The sequence below is a fragment of the Kribbella sp. NPDC031520 genome (assembly GCF_055580825.1).
Genome location: NZ_JBVIKS010000006.1, coordinates 449,582 through 473,790 on the forward strand (window position 1 = coordinate 449,582; position 24,209 = coordinate 473,790).

Here is a 24,209-nt window from a genome sequence, read left to right on the forward strand (position 1 = left end):
GGCTTGGTGTGGTGGACGTCGAGGTAGGTGCTGTGTTGGGCCGGCCGGCTTCGGGGGAGCCGTTGCAGGCGGTCAGCAGGAGGAGGGTGCTGAGCGTGGTGGCGGCTGCGAGTAGCGGTCGGCGGGGCATGGGGTGGGGGCTCCGTTCTTGGGTGGTGGTGGGTTAAGGGTTGCATACGGAGGGTGTTCGTGGGGGTGGGTTATCCACAGGTTGCAGGTTGTTGCAGGGGGGATGGGAGACTGCGGGGTATGTCGCCTATTGGTCGTCGTCGGGGTCGGGGATTGGGGTCGCGGGGGGAGGACGGGTCGGCTCGCGGGGAGACGAAGGTCGGCGGGCTCGGGGACAGGTCTGGGGGGCGCCGGGAGAAGGTGGTGGTGGCGCCGGAGGCGCATCCTTCGGGGGCTCGGGTGCCGGTGGTGCCGAAGGAGTTGGTGCCGAGGCATGTGGCGATCGTGATGGACGGGAACGGGCGGTGGGCCAAGCAGCGGGGGCTGCCCCGTACCGAGGGGCACAAGGCGGGCGAGGCGAGTCTGCTGGATGTGATCAAGGGTGGGATCGAGATCGGGGTGAAGTACATCTCGGCGTACGCGTTCTCGACGGAGAACTGGGCGCGGTCGCCGGAAGAGGTGCGGTTCCTGATGGGGTTCAACCGGGAGGTCATCCACCGGCGGCGGGACGAACTCGACGCGATGGGCGTGCGGGTGGTGTGGTCCGGGCGGCGGCCGCGGCTGTGGAAGAGCGTGATCGACGAACTCGAGTACGCGCAGGAGCGGACCAAGCACAACGACACGATCACCCTGCAGTTCTGCGTGAACTACGGCGGTCAGGCGGAGATTGCCGACGCGATGAAGTCGATCGCCGCAGAGGTTGCCGCAGGCAAGCTCAAGCCGGACCGGATCACCGAGAAGACGATCGCGCGGCATCTCTACGCGCCGGACATCCCCGAGGTGGACCTGTTCGTCCGGTCGTCGGGCGAGCAGCGGACCAGCAACTTCCTGGTGTGGCAGCTGGCGTACGCCGAGATGGTGTTCCTGGACACGCTGTGGCCGGACTTCGACCGGCGGGACCTGTGGCGGGCGATCGAGATCTACGCGCAGCGCGACCGGCGGTACGGCGGCGCGGTGCCGAACGAGATACCTGAGCCGCCTCTCAGGTGACCCCTTACAGGGAACGGATCTCGACCCCGCGGCGTCTACGCTCGTTGCAAGTGTCAACGACATGAACGGGTGATGCAGCGTGCCGGACCAGCCGACCGAGGAGACTCCGCAACAGATCGTGGAGCGGGAGCTACGCGCCGCGCAGGAGCAGGTCCGGAGAGTATCCGAACGGCTTCGCGCCGCGCTGGCGGAGGACGACCGGCCGGCGGCCGAGTCACCGGACGGGACCGAAGACGGGACCGAAGACGGGACCGAAGACGGGACCGAAGACGGGACCGAAGACGGAACGAAGGGCGAGCACTGATGGCCGACGAGCAGGAATTCGCCAGCTGGACCGGCCGGATCTCGGAGGTGCTGGTCGACACGGAGCAGTCGCTGCAGGCGTTGACGAACTACCTCCGCGAGGAGCAGATCGGGCGCACGTTGGACCGCCATGTGGAAAATCTCGACGCGCTGAAGCGGGGCATCAGCGGCGTGGCGGTGGCCGAGGAGACGTTCGCCGCCGCGCAGGGTGCCGCGATCGAGCCGGCGAGGCAGGATGTCTACACCACCTACCGCTTGTACCAGGCCGAGGCGGGAATCCTGTCGAACCACATCGGGGGGACCCGGAAGAACCTGGCCGATCACCGTCAGGCGTTGACAGAGCGAGCGGAGTCCCTCGAGGACGCCATCAGGGATCTGGAACGGATCGAGCAGCTGCCCGATCGTCGAACCGCGGAGGTCCAGACGCTCCGCGAGGGTGTCGAGTACTTCCAGGCAGTCGTGGGCGTGGTCCATCAGCGGCTGGAGCCCATAGCGGGCGACCTCGAACCAGCCCGGGCTGCGACGCGCGCGTTGGCCGACCATGCACCGAACGTCGACGGCATGCAGAACCTCTCCGCCGAGTTCGGCAGGTTCACCGGCCAGGTCGAGGACTCGCTCGCTCTGACGAAGGCGAGGACGACCGCCCTGCGGGAGGAAGTCACGCCGCACAGCGCGGGATTCACCACCGTGGCCCAGTTCGGCGTCGACCTCGCCAACGACGCGCGCGCAGCGGCGGACAAGGAGGCTTCCGACCTGGCCAAGGCGATGGAAGCCGGTGCGAACCCGACCTCGCGGAGCGACCAGCACGCCGTCGCGCAGCAGGGGGCGTCAGACCTCAGCCGCCGACTCGACGGCCCGGCCCAGGACAGTGGCCAGAGCCTCTAGCGGCCGGGCGAGGGGAGCAGGCCGCGTTCGATTGCTACGGTGACGGCGCGGGTGCGGTCGTCGACGTCCAGTTTGGCGAACAGGCGTTGCAGGTGGGTCTTCACGGTGGCTTCGCCGATGAAGAGTTCGCGGCCGATTTCGGCGTTGCTGAGCCCACGGGCGACGGCGGCCAGTACTTGGAGTTCGCGCGGGGACGGCTGCGCGGCGGCCGGTGGCGGCGGCGTACGGAGGCGCGACATCAGCCGGGCTGCGACGGGTGGCGCGAGAACGGTCTCGCCACGCGCGGCGGCGCGGATGCCGTTCAGCAGTTCGGCGTGCGGGGTGTCCTTGAGCAGGTAGCCCGCGGCGCCCGCCTCGACGGCGTGCAGGATGTCGGTGTCGGTGTCGTACGTCGTCAGCACCAGGACGCGCGTCGACGGGTACGAGGACACGATCGCCCCGGTCGCCGCCACCCCGTCCATCCGCGGCATCCGCAGGTCCATGAGTACGACGTCCGGCGACGTCGAGTCGACGAGCGCCAGCGCCTCCAGGCCGTCCCCGGCCTCGCCGACCACCGTGATGTCCTCGGTCACCGACAACATGCCGGACAGCCCCGACCGCACCACCGGATGGTCGTCGACGACGAGTACCCGAATCACACGTCCTCCTGGACAGCCGGGATCAGCACCTGCACACGTGTACCACGACCGGGTGCGCTCTCGACCTCGACCGATCCACCGGACTCCTCGACCCGCCCGCGCATCGCGTTCAGGCCGAAACCGGCGTCCGACGATCCAGGAGTGAACCCGGACCCGTCGTCCCGGATCTCGATCCACACGCCGCCGTCGGACAACCCGAGCGTGATCAGCACCTGCGTCGCGGCCGCATGCTTGCGTACGTTGGCCAGCGCCTCCTGGGCCGACCGCAGCAGCACCACCTGCTGCGCCTGCGGCAGCGCCGCCACCTCGTCGTCGGGCAGGTCGAGCGACACCTGTACGTCCACCCCTGTCTCCGCGGCGAATCGCTCCGCCTGCCGCCGCAGTACTTCGGTCAACGTTGCCTCCGACAACGCAACCGGGGTGAACGCGGCAACCAACGCACGAGCCTCGGCCAGGTTCTCCCGCGCGGTGTCCTCGATCGCGGCGAGCCGAGCCGCCACACCGGCCCCACCACCCTGGGCGAGCTCGGCCGCGGCGGTCTGGGTCAGCATCACGATCGAGGTCATCCCCTGCGCGAGCGTGTCGTGGATCTCGCGCGCCATCCGCTCCCGCTCGGCCATCACGCCGGCGCTGTGATGCGCCTCGGCGAGCTCGTCCCGTGCCGACTCGAGCTGCTCGATCAGGTCGGCCCGCTGCTGACTCTGCGTGATCACCTTCTCGATCCAGATCCCGAACAGCAGGCTCACCACGAGGCTGACCAGCATCCACGGCAGGATCTCCCAGAACGCGGTCCAGCCCCACCCCGCGCTCCACAACTGCGCGGTACCGACGCCGACCACCAGCAGCAGACTGAGGCCGATGCCTTCGCGGACGTCCTCGCAAAGCAGCCAGATCTGCGCCGACGCGATGAACATCAGGAACACCGACTGCGGATAGATACCGATCAGGGCGATCAGGCACCCGATCAGCACCAGCCGGTAGGCGTACGACGGAAGCGCCCGGCGGGACCGGATCGCCGGCAGGCCGATGAACTGGTACGCCGCCCCGAGCACCACAACCGTACCGGCGAACGCGACCTGCCGGACAGTACCGAGATGACCGAGGAACGACAGCGCGAGCGTCATCCCGAGCAGCACCCAGAACACGATGTGCCAGCCGATCAGCGTCCGGGTCCAGACCGGCTGCCCGGCGCCACCGCGTGAGTTCTGCACGGACCCCATCTTCCTCCACAGGAGGATCCACAGACGAGGCCCGCTCCAGGCGGGCTCCTCAGCGACTCGCCGCAGGAGCCCGCTCATCAGCCCGCGTCCCGCCGGGTCCAGCGGAACACCCGCTGCGCGAGGAACAGGCCGACCACCAGCCAGACGCCGAGCACGATCGCGCCGGTACCGAGCTGCCAGGACCCGCCCGGCTCGTGCACCTCGAACCCGTCCGGCAGGAACACCGACCGCATACCCTGCGCCAGCCATTTCAGCGGGAAGAACTCCGCGACCGTCCGCATCCACGACGGCAGGCTGCTGTACACGAAGTACACGCCGGAGATGAACTGCAGCAGCAGGACGACCGGGGTGACGACCGCGGACGCGGCCCGCCCGGACTTCGGTACGACCGAGAACGCGATGCCGAGGACCGAGCCGGAGGCCGTACCGAGGACGAAGATCCACAGGAAGTTCAGCCACTTGGCCGGCGAGGTCGGGATGTCGACGCCGAGTGCCAGCCCCGCGATCGCGAGCAGCAGCGCGAACTGCAGGACCGAGGTGATCAGGACCATGCCGATCTTGCCGATGAAGTACGACTGCGGCGACATCGGCGTACCGCGGAGCCGTTTCAGTACGTCCTGGTCGCGCTCGATCGCGATCGCGATCGCCAGTGACTGGAAGCTGGTCAGGAAGATGCCGGAGGCAATCATTCCCGGGGTGAAATAGGTGGCGGCGGTGACGCCGCCGGAGAAGTCGGTACCGCTGAACACCGCGGAGAAGATGCCGAGGAAGATGATCGGGAAGAAGAACGTGAAGATCAGCTGCTCGCGTTCGCGGAAGAACTCCTTGACCTCGATTCCCGTTCGCGAGAGTCCGACCTTCAACGGGGACGGCAGTACGGCGCTCACTGACGCGCTCCTTCCAGTACCGGGGCCGCGACCGACCCGATGAGTTCCAGGTAGATGTCTTCCAGACTCGGGCGGCGTACTTCGAGCTCGGGCACCTCGGCGCCGCCGTACTCGGCCATCAGCCGGGCGACCTCGGCCGTCGGCTGGTCGGTACGTACTTCGCGCATGCCGTCGGCGGCCAGCCAGGAGACCCGCGCGGTGCGGGCGCCGCGGCCACCGAGCGTTTCCGGCGTCGCGACCTCGAGCATCCGGCCGTCGGCGATCACGCCGACCCGGTCGGCCAGGTGCTCGGCCTCGTCCAGGTAGTGGGTGGTGAGCAGGATCGTGGTGCCCTCGGTCCGGAGCTCCTCGATCAGCGTCCAGAACTGGCGGCGCGCCTCGGGGTCGAACCCGGTGGTCGGCTCGTCCAGGAACAGCAGTTCCGGGTTGCCGATCACGCCGAGCGCGACGTCCAGCCGGCGGCGCTGGCCGCCGGACAGGCTGCGGACCCGGGCCTTGCGCTTGTCCTGCAGACCGACCGAGGCGATCACCTGATCCGGGTCGCGCGGGTTCGGGTAGTAGCCGGCGAAGTGGGTCACCATCTCGGCGACCGACAGCACGGCCTCGTCCCGGGTGGTCTGGGCGACGATCCCGATCCGGGACCGCCAGACCCGATCGGCGCGCGCCGGGTCGGACCCGAGGACGTCGATCTCACCTTCGTCGGCGTGGCGATACCCCTCCAGTATCTCCACGGTCGTCGTCTTACCGGCCCCGTTCGGGCCGAGCAGGGCGAACACCTCACCCCGGTGGATGTCCAGATCGACCCCGTCGACCGCGACCTTGTCGGGGTACCGCTTGACCAGGCCGCGCACCCTCACTGCGTTGTCGTTCTCCATGCCCCAACTCTCCCGCCGCGGCACCGTCCCCCGGGACCACAACCCGACGGACCCCCTGTCCCCCGACCGGTGGACATCCCATCCCTTCCCTTGAACCCGTCTTTGAGAAGCCACCGATCATTTCGCCGGCGGAAAAACGGTTGGTGGCTTCTCAAAGATGGGGTGTGGGGTGGGGGCACGCGCAGGGGGATGGCGTGGGGGTGGTACGGCGGTTAGCGTCGGGCGTATGGCTCAGACGGTGCGGGGTGTGGTGGCGGCGGCCAAGGGTGCGCCGGTGACGATCGAGCAGATCACGGTCCCGGACCCCGGTCCCGGGGAGGCGGTCGTGAAGGTGCGGGCCTGCGGGGTCTGCCACACGGACCTGCACTACCGGGAGGGCGGGATCAACGACGAGTTCCCGTTCCTGCTCGGGCACGAGGCGGCGGGGATCGTGGAGGCGGTCGGCGCCGGCGTCACCGACGTACAGCCGGGTGACTTCGTCGTACTGAACTGGCGGGCGGTCTGCGGCAACTGTCGGGCCTGCTTGCGCGGCCGGCCGTGGTACTGCTTCAACACGCACAACGCCCAGCAGAAGATGACGCTGGCGGACGGTACCGAGCTGAGCCCGGCGCTCGGCATCGGGGCGTTCGCGGAGAAGACCCTGGTCGCGGCCGGGCAGTGCACGAAGGTCGACCCGGCGGCGAAGCCCGAGGTCGCCGGCCTGCTCGGGTGTGGCGTGATGGCCGGCCTGGGCGCCGCGCTCAACACCGGCAACGTCGGCCGCGGTGACACGGTCGCGGTGATCGGATCGGGCGGTGTCGGTACGGCGGCCGTCGTCGGCGCCCGCCTCGCCGGAGCCGCGAAGGTGATCGCGATCGACCTCGACGAACGCAAGCTGGCCACCGCGCGAGAGCTCGGCGCGACCCACGCGATCAACTCGAAGGACCTCGACCACGACGGCCTCGTTGAGGCGGTGCAGGAGCTGACCGATGGGTTCGGGGCCGATGTCGTGATCGACGCGGTCGGGCGGCCGGAGACCTGGAAGCAGGCGTTCTACGCCCGCGACCTGGCCGGGACCGTCGTACTGGTCGGCGTACCGACGCCGGACATGCGCCTCGAGATGCCGTTGCTGGACTTCTTCGGCCGCGGCGGCTCGCTGAAGTCCAGCTGGTACGGCGACTGCCTCCCGACCCGTGACTTCCCGATGCTGATCGACCTGCACCGTCAGGGCCGGCTGCCGCTGGACCGGTTCGTGTCGGAGACGATCGCACTGGAGGACGTCGAGGCCGCGTTCACGAAGATGCACCAGGGAGACGTACTGCGGTCGGTCGTCCTGCTCTAGCGAGGAACGCGGCGGCGACGATACCGATCGCCGCCGTCACCGCGACCGCCACGCTCGTGGTGTGGAACGAGTGCACCGACAGGTACAAGGTGCCGAAGATGGTGACGCCGCCGACCTGGCTCAGCTGCATCGCGGTGGTGAGGATGCCGCTCGCGTCGGCGGCACGCGGAAGTGGTACGTGGACCAGGGCCTGGGTGACGAGCGGGCTCGCCGACAGCCCCATGCCTGCGCCGGCCACGACCATGGCGGGCCAGACGAACGCTCCGACGCCCGCATAGCCGATGGCGCACAGCGCGAGACCGACCGGTACGACAAGGTGGTGGAACCGGTCGGGGACGGCCCGCCAGAAGTATCCGACCAGGCCGAACGTCACCGCGAACGGGAGCCAGGTCAGTCCGGCCCGCATCGCCGACTCACCGAGCTCGACCTGCAGATGCAGGGTGAACGCGAACAGGAACCCACCGAGCGCGAGGATCGTGAACGCCATCGTCAACAGCCCCGCGGGCAGCCCACGAGCGCGCAGAACCTCCAGGTTGAGCAGCGGATCCGCGGTACGGCGTTCGAACCGGACGAAGACCGCAGCGAGCACCACACCGGCGGCCATGCAACCGAACGTCCACAGCGGCCACCCGATCTCGTGACCGACCACCGCGGGCAACACCATCAGCAGTACTGCGCAGGTCGACAACGCGAGCCCGGTCACGTCGAGGCGGCGCGTCGCGGCCGGCCGGTCCGCCGGCATCGCCCGCGGAACCAGGATCGCCAGGCAGATACCGACCGGGACGTTGACCAGGAACACCGGGCGCCAGCCGGAGCCGAGCAGGTTCGCGCCGACGAGCAGGCCGCCCGCGATCAGCCCGGCGACCTGGCCGGCGGACAGCGTCACGCCGTACGCCGACAACGCCTTGGCGCGGGCCGGGCCGGAGAAGTGGGCCTGGATCAGGCTCATGATCTGCGGCACCATGATCGCCGCGGCCACGCCCTGGACGAACCTGAACAGCACCAGCGGCAGGATCGCCGGCGCCAGCCCGCAGGCGAGCGACGCGAGCGTGAACAGGACCGCGCCGGTCAGGTACATCCGGCGGCGGCCGTACAGGTCGCCGAGCCGGGCGCCGGTGATCAGCGTCATCGCGTAGGCGACCAGGTAGCCGCCGACAACCAGTTGCAGCCACGCGCCGGAAGCGTGGAAGCCGGCGCCGATGGCCGGCATCGCGACGTTCACGATCGACGTGTCGAGCAACGCCATGAACTGGCCGAGCAGCAGTACGGCGAGCATCAGCCCACGCCGGGTTTCGGTGGCGCGGTCGGTGATTACAGCGGTCATCGGGTTCTCCCTCGTCTGCACGGGACGTGGGTGTATACCTGACCGGCTTGCTGGATTCATCGGTGGCGGACCGATGATTCTCGCGAGGTTGCGCAGTATGTACTCGCGACCTCTGGAAGGGTGACGACGATGGACCGTGACGAGTTCGACCGGCTGACCGAGCCGCACCGGCACGAGCTGCTGGTGCACTGCTACCGCATGCTCGGTTCGATCCACGACGCGGAAGACCTGGTGCAGGAGACTCTGCTGCGGGCGTGGCGGGCCTCCGGCACGTACGACGAGCAGCGGGCGTCGATGCGGACCTGGCTCTACCGGATCGCCACGAACGCCTGCCTGACTGCCCTCAAGGGCCGAGCCCGGCGGGCCCTGCCCTCGGGGCTGGTGAGTCCGACCGAGGACGCCCAGGCGCCGATCGAGCTGTCGACGGACGTGCCGTGGCTGCAGCCGTTCCCGACCGATCCCGCGTCGGCGATGGTCGCGCAGGGGAGTCTGCGGCTCGCTCTGATCGCCGCGATGCAGTACCTCCCGGCCAGGCAACGCGCCGTGCTCGTACTGCGGGACGTCCTCGACTGGCCGGTCGCCGACATCGCCGAGGCGCTGGAGACGACGTCCGCGAGTGTGAACAGCGCGCTGCAGCGGGCGCGGGCCAAGCTCGCCGAGATCGGCCTCACCGAGGACGACGTCGACGAGCCCGACGACCGGGAGGTCAAGTCCGTCATCGAGGACTACATCCGGGCGTTCGAGGCCGCCGACGTCAGCGGCCTGACCCGGCTGCTCACCGACCAGGTCGTCCTCGAGATGCCGCCCGCGCCGCTGTGGTACGTCGGGCGGGACGCGTACGGCGAGTTCATCGCCCGCGTGTACGCGCTGCGCGGACCGGACTGGCGACTGCTGCCGACGGTGGCGAACGACCAGCCGGCCATCGGCGCCTACGTCCGCGGGGACGACGGACGCTTCCACGCGCACAGCCTGCAGGTGTTCACGGTCACCAAGGCCGGCATCACGCACAACGTGGTCTTCTTCGGCCAGGAACTCTTCGCATACTTCGAGTTGCCGCTAGACCTTGAATGAGATCCACAGGTCCGGCGTGGCGTCCGGGCTGCCGACGATCGGGCGCTCCTCCTGCGTCCACACGTCCCCGGACACCTCGGTCGCGACCCGCTGCCAGAACCGGACCGCCTTCTCGTTGTTCCGCTGGAACGCGACGTCGCACGGACCGGGGTGGTGCGACAGCACCTCCTGGACCGCCTGCAGCCCGTAGCCGCGGCGCCTGGCCGGCCGTACCAGGAAGAACGCATTCAGTACGTGTACCGGTTGCTGCAGCGCCCGCATGAGGCAGAAGCCGATCGGGACCTCGCCCAGCGAGATCACGTACCCGGCCCACTCCGGGTGACCCGTGAGCGCGTTCTCCAGCCACTCGCTGCGGTAGCTGCCGTCAGGACGGGGGAGCTGACCCTGGAACTCGGACAGGTCGTGCCGGAACATCAGCCACAGCCGCTCCATCAGGACACGGTCGGACGGCTGCACCCGGCGTACCAGCAGATCGGACATCGGTCTCCTCACAAAGGAAATATGAACGCAGAAAAGCCTCCCGCCGGAAGTCCGGTGGAAGGCTTACTGCGAACAGTTTATCAGTTCTGCGGTGCGGTCTGCCCGGCGACCCAGGCCATGTCGGGGTACCGGGTACCGACCGGGGTCAGCTTCGACAGTGCCTCGACGTCGGCCGCGGACAGCTCGACGCCGAGCGCCCCCCAGTTCTCCTCGAGGTACTTGCGCCGCTTGGTCCCCGGGATCGGCGCCACATCGTTGCCCTGCGCAAGCACCCAGGCGAGTGCGATCTGCCCGGGCGTGGCGCCGTACCGGCCGGCGACCGCGCGGATCTCCTCGACCAGCTTCAGGTTCGCGTCGAGGTTGTCCTCGGCGAACCGCGGCAGGGTACGGCGGAAGTCGTCGGCCGCGAGCTCCGCCGGCAACGCACCGGTGAGCATGCCGCGCCCGAGCGGCGAGTACGGCACCACGCCGATGCCGAGCTCGCGGAGCACCGGCAGCACCGACTCCTCGATGTCCCGGCTGAACAGCGACCACTCGGACTGGACAGCGGTGATCGGGTGGACGGCGTGCGCCCGGCGGATCGTCTCCGCCGACGGCTCGGACAGACCGAGGTACCGGACCTTCCCGGCCTGGACGAGCTCCGCCATCGCGCCGACCGTCTCCTCGATCGGTACGTTCGGATCCGCCCGGTGCTGGTAGTACAGGTCCACGTGGTCGACGCCCAGCCGCCCGAGCGACGCGTCGATCGCGGATCGGACGTACTCCGGCGAACCGTTCACGCCGCGCACCGCTGAGTTCCGCGGGTCGCCGACGATGCCGAACTTGGTTGCGAGGAACACCTCGTCGCGACGGTCGGCGATGGTCCGCCCGACCAGTTCCTCGTTCGCGCCGAAGCCGTACATGTCGGCGGTGTCGAGGAACGTGACGCCGAGATCTAGGGCGCGGTGCAGGGTCGCGATCGACTCGTTGTCGTCGGCGGCGCCGTACGCGAAGCTCATTCCCATACAGCCGAGTCCGAGCCGGCTGACCTCGGCGCCTTGGCTACCCAGTTTCATGACTTCTCCTATTACTCGAGGCATGGCTCCGCCGGCCGAGCGCCACGACGGACGGTCGGCTGAGCCGGATTGGTTGTTACGGAGCGGCAGTGCCGCCGTACGTGGCGATCTTGTAGTCGGTCACCGCAAGAGCGAGCTGCAACTCACGCAGCTGCCGCTGGATGCGTTCGCGGTGTTCCTGCATGAGGGCGAGCCGCTTGGGTTCGGTGTCGTCGCCCTCGGCCACGAGCTCCAGGTAGTGGCTGATCGTGCCGATCGACATCCCGGAGGCGCGCAGCCTGCTGATGAACGCGATCCGCGCCATCGCCTGCCGGCCGTAGCTGCGGTACCCGGCCGCGTCCCGGCGTACGTCGACGAGCCCGATGCGCTCGTAGTACCGCAGGGTGTGAGCGGTCAGGCCGGTGAGCTCGGCGGCCTCCGCGATCGACAGGTCGTCGGGCAGGTCGTCCGGAAGCTCCAGTAGACAGAGCAGTTCGGGGTCCACCGGCTCCAGCGCCGGGTGGTACGCGGCGATCGCAGCGCGGCGGTCCAGCAGCTCGGTCGTGTTCATGAGTACGACGGTATGCCTTCGAGTGCTCTCAAAGGCAAAGGTGAGCTAGGTCACTTACTCTGGCACTCGGCGCAGGTGCCGAAGATCTCCAGCGTGTGACTGATGTCGGCGTAGCCGTGCTCAGCGGCGACCTTGTCGGCCCAGCGCTCGACGGCGGGGCCTTCGACCTCGACGGTGCGTCCGCAGTTGCGGCAGACCAGGTGGTGGTGATGCCCCTTCGAACAGCGCCGGTACGCCGTCTCGCCGTCGGCGGTACGCAGTACGTCGACCTCACGCGAGTCGGCGAGCGCCTGCAGCGTCCGGTAGACCGTGGTCAGGCCGACGGCCTCACCGGCGGACCGGAGCTCCAGGTGGATCTCCTGGGCGGTCCGGAATTCGTCGATCTTGTCGAGCGCGTGTGCGACCGCCGCGCGCTGACGGGTCGAGCGTGTTCCGATAGCCACCGTTCCTCCTGTCGTCTCCATACCGCCCTCCAGTCTCTCAGAAGTCAGCAAGCTAGTGCTCGTCCCAATGATCGCCGTGTGCCGCATGGAGGTGGCCGTCGTGCACGTAGTCGACGTGGTCCCCGTGCTCGACCTTCTTGTGACCACAGGCCTGGCTGTGCGCGTGCGGATGCCCGGCACTCACCACATGCGGCTCTGGCGCCGGTACGCCGACCTCCGGCTCCTCGTCTGCCAGCGGACGCCCGGCCCGTCGCCGGAGCAGTGTCCCGACGGTTGCAGCCACGACGAACCCGGCCAGTGCCAGTACGACGATGGTCGCGCCCGGAGCGACGTTGGCGTTGTAGGAGGTGACGATGCCGGCCAGGCAGGCCAGTACGCCGATGATGCACGCGGTGACGAACGTACTGCGGAAGGACCGGGTTATCTGCTGCGCCGTCGCCACGGGTACGACCATGAGCGCGCTGACGAGCAGGAGCCCGACAGTACGCATCGCTACCGTCACGGTGACCGCAGCCATCACGGCGATCACCAGGTTGAGCAGTTGGACCCGGAGCCCCGTCGTACGGGCGAACTCCTCGTCCTGGCACACCGCGAACAGCTGCGGGCCCAGGCCGATCGCTACGACCAGCACGCCGACGGCCAGGCCGACCACGACGTACAGGTCGCTCTGGGAGACCGTGGTGAGTGAACCGAACAGGTACGTGTTCAACGTCGCTGCGCCCTGCCCGGCCAGTCCTATGAGCAGCACGCCGCCGGCGATACCGCCGTAGAAGAGCAGGGCAAGTGCTACGTCGCCGGTGGCCTTGCCGCGGGCGCGGACGAGCTCGATCGCGGTCGCGCCGGCGATCGACACGATCACCGCGGTCAGTACCGGAGCGCTCCCGGTCAGCAGGCCGAGTGCGACACCCGTGATCGCGATGTGCCCGATCCCGTCACCCATCAGCGACAACCGGCGCTGCACCAGGTACGTCCCGATCGCGGGCGCCGACAGCCCGGTGAGCAGTCCCGCGATCAGCGCGCGCTGCATGAATTCCAGCTGGAAGATGGTCATGACGGCAGCCATCCCGGTTCGTCGTCGCTGGTGTGTGAGTGGTGGACGTGGGCGTGGGTCTGGGAGGCGTGCGGCGGGCCGTCGTACACGATCCGGCCGCGGCGCATCACCACCGAGCGGTCGATCAGCGCGTCCATCGGGCCGAGGTCGTGGCTCACCATCACCACGGTCGTGCCGCGCTGGACCCGTTCGCGGATCGCGTCGGCGAAGATCTGCTGGCTGGCCAGGTCGACGCCGGCGGTCGGCTCGTCGAGGATCAGCAGGTCCGGGTCGGACACCAGCGCCCGCGCGATCAGTACGCGCTGCTGCTGCCCGCCGGACAGCTCGGCGACCGCGTCCTTGCGCCGGTCGGCCATGTCCACCACCTGGAGCGCGTCCTCGATCGCTTGCTTGCCGGCGGCACCCAGTGGCGCGAACAGCCGCCGCTTCGAGAGCAGTCCGGACGAGACCACCTCGTACACGGTCGCCGGTACGCCACCGGCCGCGGTGATGCGCTGCGGGACGTACCCGATCCGGCGCCAGTCGCGGAACCGGGGGACCGCCGTACCGAACAGGCGGACCTCGCCGCGGGCCGCGGGCAACAGACCGACGACGGTCTTGATCAGTGTGGACTTGCCGGACCCGTTGGTACCGAGTACGGCGACCACCTCACCCTGGCGGACCCGCAGGTCGATCCCGCGGAGCACCAGGCGGCCGCCCAGGTCGACGGAGAGATCGTCGACCTGGACGGCCCTGGCTTCTTCAGTTGTCACGAGCAACCATTCGCTGTCCGGAGCTCCTGCAGGTTCTCCTGCATGAGCGTCAGGTAGGTTTCCTTGGAGTTGGCGTTCGACAGCCCTTCGATCGGGCTCAGGACGGCGGTCTTGACGCCGACGTCGTGGGCGATCGTGTCGGCCACCTTCGGACTGACCAGCTCCTCGTAGAAGATCGTGGTCACGTGCTGGGCCTTCACGATGTCCTGGACCTCCTTGATCCGGGTCGGCGTCGGCTCGGCGTCCGGCGTGAACCCGGCGATCCCGACCATCGTCAGACCGTACCGCTTGGCCATGTAGGCGAACGCCTCGTGGCTGGTCACGAACGTCTTCAGCTTGCAGTTCGCGAGACCGGTCTTGTACTCCGTGTCGAGCTTGCCGACCTGGTCGAGCAGCGCCTGCGCGCGCTCGTGGTAGCCGGCCGCGTTCTTGCTGTCGACGCTCGCGAGCTTCTCCTCGACGGCCTTGACGACCGCGGCGTACCGCACCGGGTCGAGCCAGAAGTGCGGGTCGAGCGCGTTGTCCTTGTGCGCCGCCTCGTCGCTGTGCTCCTCGAAGTTCGCGCCGGTGGCCTCGAGTTGGGCGGCCGGGGCGACGTCGAAGCCGGCGTCTTTCGCGTTCTGCGCGACGGCCTCGTCGACGGCGGGCTGCAGGCTCTTCTCGTAGACGACGACCTTGGCCTCGGCGATCGTGCCGACCTGCTTCGGGGTCAGCTCGAGGTCGTGCGGTTCGACGCCAGGGGCGGTCAGGGTGGTCACGTTCACCGCGTCGCCCCCGACGCTGCGGGCGATGAACTCGAGCGGGTAGAACGATGCGACGACGTCGAGCTTGCCGTTGGCTGCGCCGTTGGCGACGGAGCCGCTGCATCCGGCCAGGGCGACGGCGGCCGTGGCGGTGGCACCGGCGATAATTGCTCGAAGACCAGTTCTCATGACAATCATTTTCATCTTAGTTGGAACTGATTGTCAAAACAGGGAGTTCACGATGGCCAGCCGCAACGTCGGTCGACGGCGTGCCGACCGTAAGGGCAACCGCCGCCGCGCGGTGGAAATTCCGTCCGGGCACGGTCACGGGCACGGCCATGGGCACGGGGATCATGTCGTCGACACGTCGGTGGTGAACGACGATGCGATCGTCGCCCGCCGCGTCCGGATCGTGGTCGCCGCCGTCCTCGTCCCGTTGATCGTGGCCGCGGTGGTGTCGCTGATCGTGCTGTGGCCGGGCGGTGACGTGAAGGTCGACTCGTACCAGACCAGCACGGCGCGCGGCCAGATCACCGCGCTGAAACCCTGTCCGAGCAAGCAGGACAAGTGCAACCTGGCCACGGTGAAGCTGAGCAACACCGCGGACAAGGGGGAGTCGGTCCCGGTCCAGGTGCCGAAGGCTGGTGGCACCCCCATCCCCGTCAAGGTGGGTCAGATGGTGATGCTCGCCATCGAGAAGGACGCGCCGCCGGACCAGAAGTACCAGTACGTCGACCACGACCGGATCAAGCCGCTGCTGATCCTCTCGGTGATTTTCGCGATCGCGGTCGTCGCGTTGTCCCGGTGGCGTGGCTTCGCGGCGCTGATCGCGCTCGCGGTGACCGCGGTGATGCTCACCCAGTTCATCCTGCCGGCGATCCTGCGGGGGTCGAACCCGCTGCTCGTCGCGGTCGTCGGCGGCGCGGTGATCATGACGATCGCGGTCTTCCTGACTCATGGGATCAATGCGGAGTCCTCGATCGCGCTCGCCGGGACGATCGCCGCGCTCGGGTTGACCGTAGTGCTCGGCTGGTTCTTCACCGACCTGTCGCAGCTGAGCGGCCTGGCGGCCGAGGGGGCGTCCCAGGCGCAACAGTTCTCGCCGCACCTCGACCTGGCCGGGCTGCTGGTGGCCGGGATGGTGGTCGGCGCGCTCGGAGTCCTCGACGACGTCACGGTCACGCAGGCGGCTGCGGTGTGGGAGCTGTCCGCCGCCAACCCAGCCGCGAGCCGGCGTGAGCTGATGTCGGCCGGGCTTCGGATCGGCCGTACGCACGTCGCCTCGGTGGTGAACACGCTGGTCCTCGCATACGCGGGCGCAGCAATGCCGGTGCTGCTCGTGTTCGCCATCCAGGACCTGCCGATGCTGTCGGTCATCTCCACCGAGCAGGTCGCGATCGAAATCGTCCGCGGCCTGGTCGGCAGCCTCGGCATCATCGCCGCGGTCCCGCTGACGACCGCGCTCGCGGCGATGGCGGTCGCGGACCGCTCGCGCGATCTGGTCGCCGCACCTTCCGCGTAGGTACTCTTCAGCTAGGTCACGGACCGTCCGCCCGTACTCACCGTCCGTGGCCACACGGGGTGAGGAGTGCTGATGAGGTTCCGTCATCGGGACGGTTCGACCGTCCATCTGGGGTACTGCACGACCGTGCATCCGGCCGCCGAACTGGACGAGCTCGTCGCGGGGCTCGACGGATGCGCGAGCGCGGTCCGGTCCGCACTCGACGTACCGGTGCTCGGGGTCGGGCTGTGGTTCCCGCACCGGCTGGCCGATCGGCTGGCGAACTCGCCGGCGTCGCTCGGCAGGCTCCGCCGCGCGCTGCATCGCAACCGGCTGGAGGTCGTCACCCTGAACGGCATCCCGCATGCCGGGGGGTTGACCGGGACCAGCCTGTACTGCCCGGACTGGACCGATCCCGAGCGGCTCCGGTACACCCTGGACCTGATCGACGTACTCGCGGACCTGTTGCCGGGCGATGCGCCGTACGGCTCGATCTCGACCGTTCCGCTCGCGTGGCGGGTGCCGTGGTCGAAGGCGCGGAACCTGGCCGCGCGGGAGGCGTTCGATCGGGTCGAGCAGCACTTGGCCCGTACGGAGGCCCGTACCGGCCGGCGGATCCGGATTGCCGTCGAGACCGAGCCTGGCTGCGTACTCGAGATGATCGGTCAGGCCGCGGCGTGGCTGGATCGCTATTCGAGTCCGTACGGCGGTACGTCGCCGATCGGGCTGGGGCTCGACGCATGCCATCTCGCCGTGCAGTTCGAGGACCCTGCCGAGTCTTTCGAGCTGCTGTGGCGAGCCGGCGTGGATGTGGTCAAGGCTCAGCTGTCGGTCGCTCCGACGCTGGTGGATCCGGGTGATGCTTCCGGGCGGTACGTGTTCGGTCAGCTCGGCGTACCTCGGTATCTGAGGCAGGTACGTGAGTGGGGCGGGCCTGGGGTGGACGACGTGGCACAGGCTTCGTTGTTGTCCGGTCACGCGGCCTGGCGGATGCATGCGCACCTGGCCGCACACGCTGCGCCGCCGGACCCGCTCAGCGCGACTACTGGAGTACTGGACGACTGCCTGGCTCGACTTGTCGGCGGGGGCCATCCGCTGACCCACCACTTGGAGTCGGAGGTCTATGTCTGGCCACGGGTGCCCAAAACCCAGCAGGCGTTGGCGAAACGGATCACCAAGGAGCTGTCGTGGCTACGCGATCGGCTGACTGCTCTCGGGCTGAACGAGGTCTGAGTAGTCGGGGAGTGGTACGGAGCTCAGTGCCTTGCCTACCGCGTTCTGGGACCAGATGAAGCGCTGCACTGCTGTGGGGAGCTTCGGTAGGGCGGCTGCGGCAGCCGGCATCAGCCGCAACGCCAGTGGGCTGTTGGGGATGATCGTACCCATCACCTTCGGGCTGAGCTTGCGGCTCTGGTCGACGACTGGCCGGATGATGCGCTCGTAGTTCCTCAGTCCGTCGGTGCCCCCTCTTGCTAGTTCACCCGCCAGGATGTACGCCGTGACGACCGCGAGGCTCGTACCGCCGCCGACGGCCGGCCCCGGGCAGTACCCGGCGTCACCGACCAGTGCGATCCGGCCGCGGTGCCAGGTGTCCAGGGTGACCTGGGCGATCGAGTCGAAGTAGAAGTCCTCTGCGTGCTGCAGGTGCTCCAGCAGTTGCGGCGCCTTCCAGCCGTAGTCGCCGAACTCCTTGCCCAGCAGGGCTTTCTGCTCGTCCTTGTTGCGGTAGTCGTACTGGAAGTCGCCCCGGAACAGGAAGCCCGCGCGGACCTGGCCGGTCTGGTGCACGCCGTAGATGCCGACGAGTTTGCCGACCGAGAGGTGCGCGAGCGTGTGGTTGCCGAGGCCGAAGATGTCGGGCATCGAGAACACCGCGAGGTAGCCGCCGAGCGGGCGGGTCAGTTGCTCCTCGGGACCGAACGCGAGCCGGCGGACGTTCGAGTGCAGGCCGTCCGCGCCGATCACCAGGTCGAAGCGGCGCTCCAGCCCGGAGTCGAACGTGACGTCGACCCCGGTGCTGTCGTCGTCCATGCTCGCGATCGAGTCGCCGAACACGTACTCCGCGCTGTCGCGGCTCGCGCCGTACAGGATCCTGGTCAGCTCGCCGCGGAGGATCTCCACGTGCCGGCTGGAGATGCCCGCGTACATCCGGCTCAGGTCGAGCTCGACCGGGCGTTTGCCGAACCGCTCGATGGTCATCGCGTCGAGCCGGGTACGGGCTGCCTCGATCTCGTCCCAGCAGCCCATCCGGCGGGTGACCTCGGTGGCCGAGCTGAACAGGTCGACGGCGTGCCCGCCGAGTCCGTGCCGCGCGGCCGGGGTGCGTTCGACGACCGTCGGCTCGATTCCGTACCGGTGCAGCCAGTGGGCGAGCACCGGGCCGGCCACGCTCGCGCCCGAGATCAGGACCTTCATCGCAACCCCCTGAGATTTGTTTACTTATCGGAAGGTAAGTAAACGGGTGCGGCGTTGTCAATGCCTTACTTAACGGAAGGTCAGATAATCTTGCCGGTATGCCGAGACAACGGACCGGTGACACCCGGGCGCGGATCCAGCAGGCCGCGCTGGAGCTGTTCGCCACCCAGGGGATGCAGCAGACCAGCCTGCGCGACATCGCCGACCGGCTCGGCGTCACCAAACCGGCGCTGTACTACCACTTCGCGTCGCGCGAGGATCTGCTGAACAGCCTGGTCGAGCCGATGATCGCCGACTTCGAGGCGTACGCCGCGGCGCAGCGCGCGGCCGCTCCGGTGCCGGCGCGGGAACTGCTCGGGTCGTACTTCGACCTCGCGTACCGGCATCGCGCGCTGATTCAGCTGGCGATCCGGGACCTGTCGGTGCTGCACGAACTGAAGCTCGCCGATCGGTTCATCGAGTGGCGCGGGACGGTCGCCGAGCTCCTGATCGGTACGTCGCCGTCGTTGCAGGACGTGGTTCGCTGCATGGTCGCGCTCGGTGGGTTGTCCGACTGTGCGGTGATGATCGAGCACACGCCGGTGTCGGAGTTGCGCGAGGCTGCCGTGGAGGCGGCGTACGACAGCCTGGGGCGTCCTTAGCCGTTGGCGATCCTGGACACCGCGAAGAGCAGGATCAGTACGATCGAGAAGATTCGCAGGAACTTGGGCCCGCGGGTCACCGCGGGCCACGACAGGAACGCGAGCCACCCCAGCAGCAGGGCCAGCAGCACCAGCGCCGGTACGCCGACCACGACCGGCGCGAACACCCCCGCCAGCGCCAGCACCAGGGTGATGCCCGGCAGAGTCAGCTTCGGCGCGGCGTGCAGCCTGGCGACGTACGGATAACTGACCTTCGTGATCCGCTGCCGCAACGGGCTGCTGGGGGTGCTCATGCGCCCATTGTTCCAGGTGCCGTCAGGGGGTCAGTTGGTAGAACCGCCAGAACGGGTGGTCGATCGGGAGTACGTCGACCTTGCTGAAGCCGGCGTGGTCGGCCAGGTGACGTAGCTGGTGCGGTCGCATGATCGCGCCGACGACGTCCGAGTCCTCGTCCACCCGGCCTTGCGGCGTGCACCAGATGGTGCTGGCCGCGGCCAGGAACCGTTGTACTTCGTCACCCGGTGCGGCGAGCTGCTCGTCGGCTCGTTCGTCCATCACGAGCACGCGGCCGCCTGGCGCGAGGGCGGTGCGGGCTGCGATCAGCGCCTCGACGGGGTGCGCGAAGTCGTGCACGCACTCGAAGAACGTGACCAGGTCGTACTGCGTACCGTCTGCGACGACCTCGCTGATGTCGCGCACCTCGAAGCCGACGCGGTCCGCGACGCCTTGTTCGGCGGCGTTCCGGCGTGCCCGGCTGATCGAGTCCTCGTCGTTGTCGTACCCGTCGACGCGGACCGCGGGGTAGGCCTTCGCCAGCTCGATCGCCGACCAGCCTGCGCCGGTACCGAGGTCCGCGACGCGCGCGCCGTTGGTGAGCAGGTCGTGCAGGCCGGGGATGTTCGGGATCCACTCGGCGGCCAGCTCGTTCACGTACGCGGGCCGGTTCAGCATCTCCTGCGCCGCGACGGCCTCTTCGCCATACGCCGGGTAGGGCACGCCGGCGCCGCTCTTGAACGCGTCGACCAACTGGGGGAAGGCCCGGCCGACCGCGGGCACGATGGCGGCCAGGCCGCCCGCGTACACCGGGCTGGTCGGCTCGAGCAGCGCCACCCGGACCCCGGGCGCCAGATCGAACTTGTCGGTCCACACGTCGGTGCCGTCGATTGTCAACAATCCACTGATCGCCTGCGACTGCAGCCATTCGACCAGGTACCGGTGATCGAGCCCGGTCCGGTCGGCCAACTTGCTCGCGGTGATCGGCCCGCTCTCGTCGATCGCCCGGTAGATCCCGTGGACGTCGCCAAGGTAGATCGTGAACAGTTCGGCCGCGCCGAGCGCAGCCCCGAACATCCGCCCCATCAGCGCTCCGGCCGCCTCTGCTTCTGTTTCTGCTGCCGCGCCGGCGACGCCGTCCACCGCCGTGTCCGGCGTACCCGCCGTGGTGTCGGCCGTCGTGTCCGCCGCGCCGGCCCCGGCGTCTGCCGCGGTGCCGGCGTTGGTGTCGATGGTGGTCATGGTGCCCCTCCCGTTGTAGTTGCTTTCACCCCTGAGGCGCCAGGTGTGGACTGGCAATGCCAGGTGACGTCGTCCTCCGGTAAGTACACGCAGTGGCGGCCGGTGCGGACGGACACCCGCAGGTGCCGCCCGAGCGCCGGGTGTACGCGCTCGATCGCCTTCACCGCAACGCCGATCCGCAGCGAGACCGCCTTGCGGCTGCGTTCCACCGGATCGCCCGCGGACCGCGCCCGCCCGCCGAGCCCAAGCGCACCGGCCAGCTCCCGCACCAGGAATTCCTGCTCTGTCCGCAGCTTCTCCATCCGCCCGAGATCGTTGCCGTCCTCCGCCTCGGCCAGGTCCTCTTCCAACTCCCGCAGCCGCTCGCGGTAAGCCGTACGCGCCTGCTCGTCCAGCACCGGCCCAAGGTCGCCGCCCTGCACCCGACCCGGCCCCGACAGCTCGAGCACACTCACCGGAGTCCCCGGCCGCACAAGCAGCACCGCAAGATCCCGAACCCCCTTGGAATCAGCCACCTGCGCGGTAACTCCCCGCCAGGTCGCCTCCCACCCCACCCCGAGCCGCCGCAACACCCCCACCTCACGTTCCAAACCAACCAGCGCCACGGCACCCGCACCGACCTCTACCTGCGCAGGTCCCGCGCCCAGTTCTGCGAGGGCTTTCTCGGTTTCGGCGACGAGGGTTTCGGCGCGGGCTGCGCGATGTGCTTCGAGTGCGTTCTCCAGCAGCTGTTGGGCTTCCGGTCGGCCGAGCTGGGCGGCGAGGCGGCCGAGGAACAACGACACCTTGCCCAGACAAGCCCCGCCGATCCCGTCGATCACCCACAGGTCGGCGTACGGCATGAGCGCGTTGTAGACAATCCGCGCGACCGCGTCCTCGCCCAGCACCCGGCCGGCCTCGCCGAGGAACGCCACGGACTCCAGCCACTCGGCGTCCCGCGGGATCGCGTCCAGCCCGTCGCGCACTCGCCGTCGCACGATCGTCCGCGCCAGGTCGGTCGCCCCGGTCCGCGCGTAGTAGTACGACGAAGGACCGTCAACAATCGGATTGCCGACAAACGGACCCATCACACTTTCCACGTACGCACCCAGCTCCGGGATCACCCCGGTCACGTCGGCATGGGCCGCACGCAGCGCGAACACCATCAACCGCCCGTTCGGGCTGTCGGCATCGTCAGCAAGCTGGGTCGCCTCGTCGATACAGAGCACCACCTCGTCCATCCGCCCTGCCATCAACGCCCGCATCCCACGCCAGACAGGTACCAACCACCCGTACAGCGGAAGCCGCAACGGCAGCACGGCCCGCGCATACGCGGCGATCTGCACATCAGCCTCGACAAACCGCCCCTGCTCGAGCAGCCCCACCACAAGCAACCGCCGAGCCAGCAGCACCGACCCCAGATCGCCAGTTGCGATCGTGAGCATTCGGTTGGCGGCAGCTACCCGTTCTGCGACGTGATCGGGACCGGAGAAGACGTCACACCACACCGCCAACGCAGCGACCTCGGCCGCGGCGTCGCGTGTCGCCCGAGCCAACCGCACTGCCTCGTTGGCCAAGTGTCGTGGTCCCTCACCCTGGTCCGTCTGCAGCCGCCCAAGAGCAAGCCGTGCAACAGCCGCGGCCTTCAGCGCCCCGTCTGGCAGCCGCGGCACTACTTGCTCCAGCAGAGCCGTTGGCTCCTCATCGCGAAGGTCTACCTCGAAGCCGCCAACTCCGCCGCCCATCGCCAGCACGGCCCGCGCCACAGTCTCCGGATCGCCACTGGAGCGAGCCACGCGCCGCAGGGTGTCCCGCCCGGCCGTCAGCTCACCAGCCAGTACCTGTGCTGCCCCAAGCTCCACCTGCACAAGAGGATCGTCCAGATCGGCCCACCCGTAGAACCGCACAGCCTGTTCGTACGCCGACTGCCCCCGCGCAGCCCGAGCCGCCACCAACGCGAACTCCTGCGAGCGCTCAACCGCCCCCGCACTCCTGTAGTGCGCAGCGACCTGCCCAGCATCGTTCTGACCCGCCAGCAACTCAGCCGCCCTCAGATGTAGCTCCGACCGTCGGTGCACGCCAAGACCGCCATAAACGACTTCACGCACCAGCGAGTGCGCAAACCGCAGACGGTCCGCCGAGACAGAGGCCAGGCGAGCAGCCACCGCATCACCAAGCACTGCAAGCACATCGCCCGTATCTGCAACCGCAGCGAGCAGCCGTAGGTCCACGTCCTCACCCAGTACAGCCGCTGCAGCGAGTACGTCGTACGTGTGCTGCCCCAGACGTGCAAGCCGCCGCTCCAGCACCTGTCGTACACCAACAGGTGTCTCCGTAGACGTCGTACCGCGTGCCGCATGCCACCGTGCGAGCTCCTGCACGAAGAACGGGTTCCCACCGGTCCTTGTATGCACGGCGTCTACGTAGCCGGAGTCCGCGCTCCCCACGACCTGTGCAACCAGTGAGCCTGTAGCAGCACGGTCCAGCCCAGCAAGCGGCACCCGTACGAAGGAAGTCGGCAACGCACGAAGCGCCTCCGCAGCCGGCTCAGGTACGTCGACCGCGTTGTCACGACTGGTGACGACCAAGAGACAGCGCAGCTCCGGCAGCAGCCCGACGACGAACCGGAGCAGCGCGAGCGTCGACCCGTCGGCCAGGTGGATGTCCTCGATGATGATGACCACCGGTTGCGCGGCGGTCGCCGTACCGAGCTGATCGGCGACTGCGGCGAACATGCTCGTCCGAGCCCCGTCGCCCGGCTCGATCGACAGCCCCAATGCACGGAACACCTGCCGCCACGGCCAGTACGGCAGGGTCTCGGTCTCCGGGCAGCGGCCCCACGCGACGGCGTACCCGCGACCGCGCGCCGTGTCCGCGAGGACCGCCGCCGTGGTCGACTTGCCGATCCCGGCGTCGCCGATCACGAGCGCGCCCTGACCACGGCCGCGCTCGACCTCGTCCAGCAGACCGGTCAGAGTGCTGAGCTCCCGCGTCCGGCCGACCACTCGCTCGGGCATACCGCCACTGTGCGGCGGCCCCGGCCACGGAGGGAAGTCCTGATCGCTTACCGTAAGGTGAACCGGGTGTTCGTGGTGATCAGGTTCCGGGTGGGGGAGTCCGAGCAGGCCGGGTTCGGAGAGCGGTTGCAGGCCGCCGTCGACGTGCTCGCGCGGCAGCAGGGGTTCGTCGCGGCCCGGACCGGGCGGAACGTCGACGACCCGGAGCTGCTCGCGCTGACGCTCGAGTTCGAGAACGTCGGGAGCTACCGGCGCGCGCTCTCGCCGTACGACGTGAAGCTGACCGCGGTGCCGCTGCTGTCGCAGGCGATCGACGAGCCGACGGCCTACGTTGACTTGCTGAGTTAGCACGGATTCGATAGAGGCCGCCGGGGACCGATAGCCT

25 protein-coding genes are annotated in these 24,209 nt (G+C 68.8%); 9 read left to right on the top strand and 16 right to left on the bottom strand.

Annotated features, from left to right (window positions below; genetic code table 11):
• Positions 1 to 249 precede the first annotated feature (249 nt).
• The 3 genes from ACZ5BU_RS31150 (at position 250) to ACZ5BU_RS31160 (ending at position 2,346) form a co-directional block, all read left to right on the top strand.
• Positions 250 to 1,158, top strand: a complete 909-nt coding sequence (locus ACZ5BU_RS31150; protein ID WP_465704006.1) for an isoprenyl transferase — start codon at positions 250 to 252, stop codon at positions 1,156 to 1,158.
• Between the two features lie 79 nt (positions 1,159 to 1,237).
• Positions 1,238 to 1,462, top strand: a complete 225-nt coding sequence (locus tag ACZ5BU_RS31155) for a hypothetical protein (RefSeq protein ID WP_465704007.1) — start codon at positions 1,238 to 1,240, stop codon at positions 1,460 to 1,462.
• Positions 1,462 to 2,346 (top strand): hypothetical protein, encoded by an 885-nt coding sequence (locus ACZ5BU_RS31160; RefSeq protein WP_465704008.1) that lies wholly within the window; start codon positions 1,462 to 1,464, stop codon positions 2,344 to 2,346. The genes ACZ5BU_RS31155 and ACZ5BU_RS31160 overlap by 1 nt, the downstream gene beginning before the upstream one ends.
• Here ACZ5BU_RS31160 and ACZ5BU_RS31165 read toward each other — a convergent pair.
• The 4 genes from ACZ5BU_RS31165 to ACZ5BU_RS31180 form a co-directional block, all read right to left on the bottom strand.
• Positions 2,343 to 2,984, bottom strand: a complete 642-nt coding sequence (locus tag ACZ5BU_RS31165) for a response regulator transcription factor (protein ID WP_465704009.1) — start codon at positions 2,982 to 2,984, stop codon at positions 2,343 to 2,345. The genes ACZ5BU_RS31160 and ACZ5BU_RS31165 overlap by 4 nt on opposite strands.
• Positions 2,981 to 4,195 (bottom strand): sensor histidine kinase, encoded by a 1,215-nt coding sequence (locus ACZ5BU_RS31170; RefSeq protein ID WP_465704010.1) that lies wholly within the window; start codon positions 4,193 to 4,195, stop codon positions 2,981 to 2,983. The genes ACZ5BU_RS31165 and ACZ5BU_RS31170 overlap by 4 nt, the downstream gene beginning before the upstream one ends.
• 86 nt (positions 4,196 to 4,281) lie before the next feature.
• Entirely contained in the window at positions 4,282 to 5,091 is an 810-nt protein-coding gene (locus tag ACZ5BU_RS31175; RefSeq protein WP_465704011.1) for an ABC transporter permease, read from the bottom strand.
• Entirely contained in the window at positions 5,088 to 5,966 is an 879-nt protein-coding gene (locus tag ACZ5BU_RS31180; RefSeq protein WP_465704012.1) for an ABC transporter ATP-binding protein, read from the bottom strand. Before ACZ5BU_RS31180 ends, ACZ5BU_RS31175 begins: the two co-directional genes overlap by 4 nt.
• 226 nt (positions 5,967 to 6,192) lie before the next feature.
• Between ACZ5BU_RS31180 and ACZ5BU_RS31185 the strand changes: the two genes are divergently transcribed.
• Positions 6,193 to 7,287, top strand: a complete 1,095-nt coding sequence (locus ACZ5BU_RS31185) for an S-(hydroxymethyl)mycothiol dehydrogenase (protein WP_465704013.1) — start codon at positions 6,193 to 6,195, stop codon at positions 7,285 to 7,287.
• Here the strand turns inward: ACZ5BU_RS31185 and ACZ5BU_RS31190 are convergent.
• Complete coding sequence (locus tag ACZ5BU_RS31190) at positions 7,238 to 8,611, bottom strand: MFS transporter (RefSeq protein WP_465704014.1); 1,374 nt, start codon at positions 8,609 to 8,611, stop codon at positions 7,238 to 7,240. The two genes, ACZ5BU_RS31185 and ACZ5BU_RS31190, sit on opposite strands and share 50 nt — an antisense overlap.
• A 129-nt stretch (positions 8,612 to 8,740) precedes the next feature.
• Between ACZ5BU_RS31190 and ACZ5BU_RS31195 the strand changes: the two genes are divergently transcribed.
• Entirely contained in the window at positions 8,741 to 9,682 is a 942-nt protein-coding gene (locus tag ACZ5BU_RS31195; protein ID WP_465704015.1) for a sigma-70 family RNA polymerase sigma factor, read from the top strand.
• Here ACZ5BU_RS31195 and ACZ5BU_RS31200 read toward each other — a convergent pair.
• The 7 genes from ACZ5BU_RS31200 to ACZ5BU_RS31230 form a co-directional block, all read right to left on the bottom strand.
• Complete coding sequence (locus tag ACZ5BU_RS31200; protein WP_465704016.1) at positions 9,668 to 10,162, bottom strand: GNAT family N-acetyltransferase; 495 nt, start codon at positions 10,160 to 10,162, stop codon at positions 9,668 to 9,670. The two genes, ACZ5BU_RS31195 and ACZ5BU_RS31200, sit on opposite strands and share 15 nt — an antisense overlap.
• An 80-nt stretch (positions 10,163 to 10,242) precedes the next feature.
• On the bottom strand, positions 10,243 to 11,217 hold the full coding sequence (locus tag ACZ5BU_RS31205) for an aldo/keto reductase (protein WP_465704017.1): 975 nt from the start codon (positions 11,215 to 11,217) through the stop codon (positions 10,243 to 10,245).
• Positions 11,218 to 11,293: 76 nt separating this feature from the next.
• On the bottom strand, positions 11,294 to 11,767 hold the full coding sequence (locus ACZ5BU_RS31210) for a MerR family transcriptional regulator (RefSeq protein WP_465704018.1): 474 nt from the start codon (positions 11,765 to 11,767) through the stop codon (positions 11,294 to 11,296).
• Between the two features lie 50 nt (positions 11,768 to 11,817).
• Positions 11,818 to 12,210: a Fur family transcriptional regulator gene (locus ACZ5BU_RS31215; protein ID WP_465704019.1), complete on the bottom strand. Its 393-nt coding sequence runs from the start codon at positions 12,208 to 12,210 to the stop codon at positions 11,818 to 11,820.
• Positions 12,211 to 12,262: 52 nt separating this feature from the next.
• The gene (locus ACZ5BU_RS31220; protein ID WP_465704020.1) at positions 12,263 to 13,261 is read right to left on the bottom strand and encodes a metal ABC transporter permease; all 999 of its coding nucleotides are present in this window, start codon (positions 13,259 to 13,261) and stop codon (positions 12,263 to 12,265) included.
• Positions 13,258 to 14,013, bottom strand: coding sequence for a metal ABC transporter ATP-binding protein (locus ACZ5BU_RS31225; RefSeq protein ID WP_465704021.1), 756 nt, complete (start codon positions 14,011 to 14,013; stop codon positions 13,258 to 13,260). Before ACZ5BU_RS31225 ends, ACZ5BU_RS31220 begins: the two co-directional genes overlap by 4 nt.
• Positions 14,010 to 14,945: a metal ABC transporter substrate-binding protein gene (locus ACZ5BU_RS31230; RefSeq protein ID WP_465704022.1), complete on the bottom strand. Its 936-nt coding sequence runs from the start codon at positions 14,943 to 14,945 to the stop codon at positions 14,010 to 14,012. Before ACZ5BU_RS31230 ends, ACZ5BU_RS31225 begins: the two co-directional genes overlap by 4 nt.
• Before the next feature lie 52 nt (positions 14,946 to 14,997).
• On the opposite strand from ACZ5BU_RS31230, the gene ACZ5BU_RS31235 reads away from it, so the two are divergent.
• Both ACZ5BU_RS31235 and eboE read left to right on the top strand, forming a co-directional pair.
• On the top strand, positions 14,998 to 16,278 hold the full coding sequence (locus tag ACZ5BU_RS31235) for a YibE/F family protein (protein WP_465704023.1): 1,281 nt from the start codon (positions 14,998 to 15,000) through the stop codon (positions 16,276 to 16,278).
• A gap of 72 nt (positions 16,279 to 16,350) precedes the next feature.
• Positions 16,351 to 17,490, top strand: a complete 1,140-nt coding sequence (eboE, locus tag ACZ5BU_RS31240) for a metabolite traffic protein EboE (protein ID WP_465704024.1) — start codon at positions 16,351 to 16,353, stop codon at positions 17,488 to 17,490.
• On the opposite strand, the gene ACZ5BU_RS31245 is transcribed toward eboE, so the two are convergent.
• The gene (locus ACZ5BU_RS31245; protein ID WP_465704025.1) at positions 17,449 to 18,672 is read right to left on the bottom strand and encodes an FAD-dependent monooxygenase; all 1,224 of its coding nucleotides are present in this window, start codon (positions 18,670 to 18,672) and stop codon (positions 17,449 to 17,451) included. The two genes, eboE and ACZ5BU_RS31245, sit on opposite strands and share 42 nt — an antisense overlap.
• Positions 18,673 to 18,770: 98 nt before the next feature.
• Here ACZ5BU_RS31245 and ACZ5BU_RS31250 point away from each other — a divergent pair, with 98 nt between their 5' ends.
• Entirely contained in the window at positions 18,771 to 19,313 is a 543-nt protein-coding gene (locus ACZ5BU_RS31250; protein ID WP_465704026.1) for a TetR/AcrR family transcriptional regulator, read from the top strand.
• On the opposite strand, the gene ACZ5BU_RS31255 is transcribed toward ACZ5BU_RS31250, so the two are convergent.
• Genes ACZ5BU_RS31255 through ACZ5BU_RS31265 form a run of 3 tightly spaced genes read right to left on the bottom strand, consistent with a single transcriptional unit; the run spans position 19,310 to position 23,824 of the window.
• Entirely contained in the window at positions 19,310 to 19,606 is a 297-nt protein-coding gene (locus tag ACZ5BU_RS31255; protein WP_465704027.1) for a DUF6703 family protein, read from the bottom strand. The two genes, ACZ5BU_RS31250 and ACZ5BU_RS31255, sit on opposite strands and share 4 nt — an antisense overlap.
• A gap of 22 nt (positions 19,607 to 19,628) precedes the next feature.
• On the bottom strand, positions 19,629 to 20,828 hold the full coding sequence (locus tag ACZ5BU_RS31260) for a class I SAM-dependent methyltransferase (RefSeq protein WP_465704028.1): 1,200 nt from the start codon (positions 20,826 to 20,828) through the stop codon (positions 19,629 to 19,631).
• Positions 20,825 to 23,824 (bottom strand): ATP-binding protein, encoded by a 3,000-nt coding sequence (locus ACZ5BU_RS31265; protein WP_465704029.1) that lies wholly within the window; start codon positions 23,822 to 23,824, stop codon positions 20,825 to 20,827. Before ACZ5BU_RS31265 ends, ACZ5BU_RS31260 begins: the two co-directional genes overlap by 4 nt.
• Positions 23,825 to 23,890: 66 nt before the next feature.
• Here ACZ5BU_RS31265 and ACZ5BU_RS31270 point away from each other — a divergent pair, with 66 nt between their 5' ends.
• Complete coding sequence (locus tag ACZ5BU_RS31270) at positions 23,891 to 24,172, top strand: antibiotic biosynthesis monooxygenase family protein (protein ID WP_465704030.1); 282 nt, start codon at positions 23,891 to 23,893, stop codon at positions 24,170 to 24,172.
• Positions 24,173 to 24,209 lie beyond the last annotated feature (37 nt).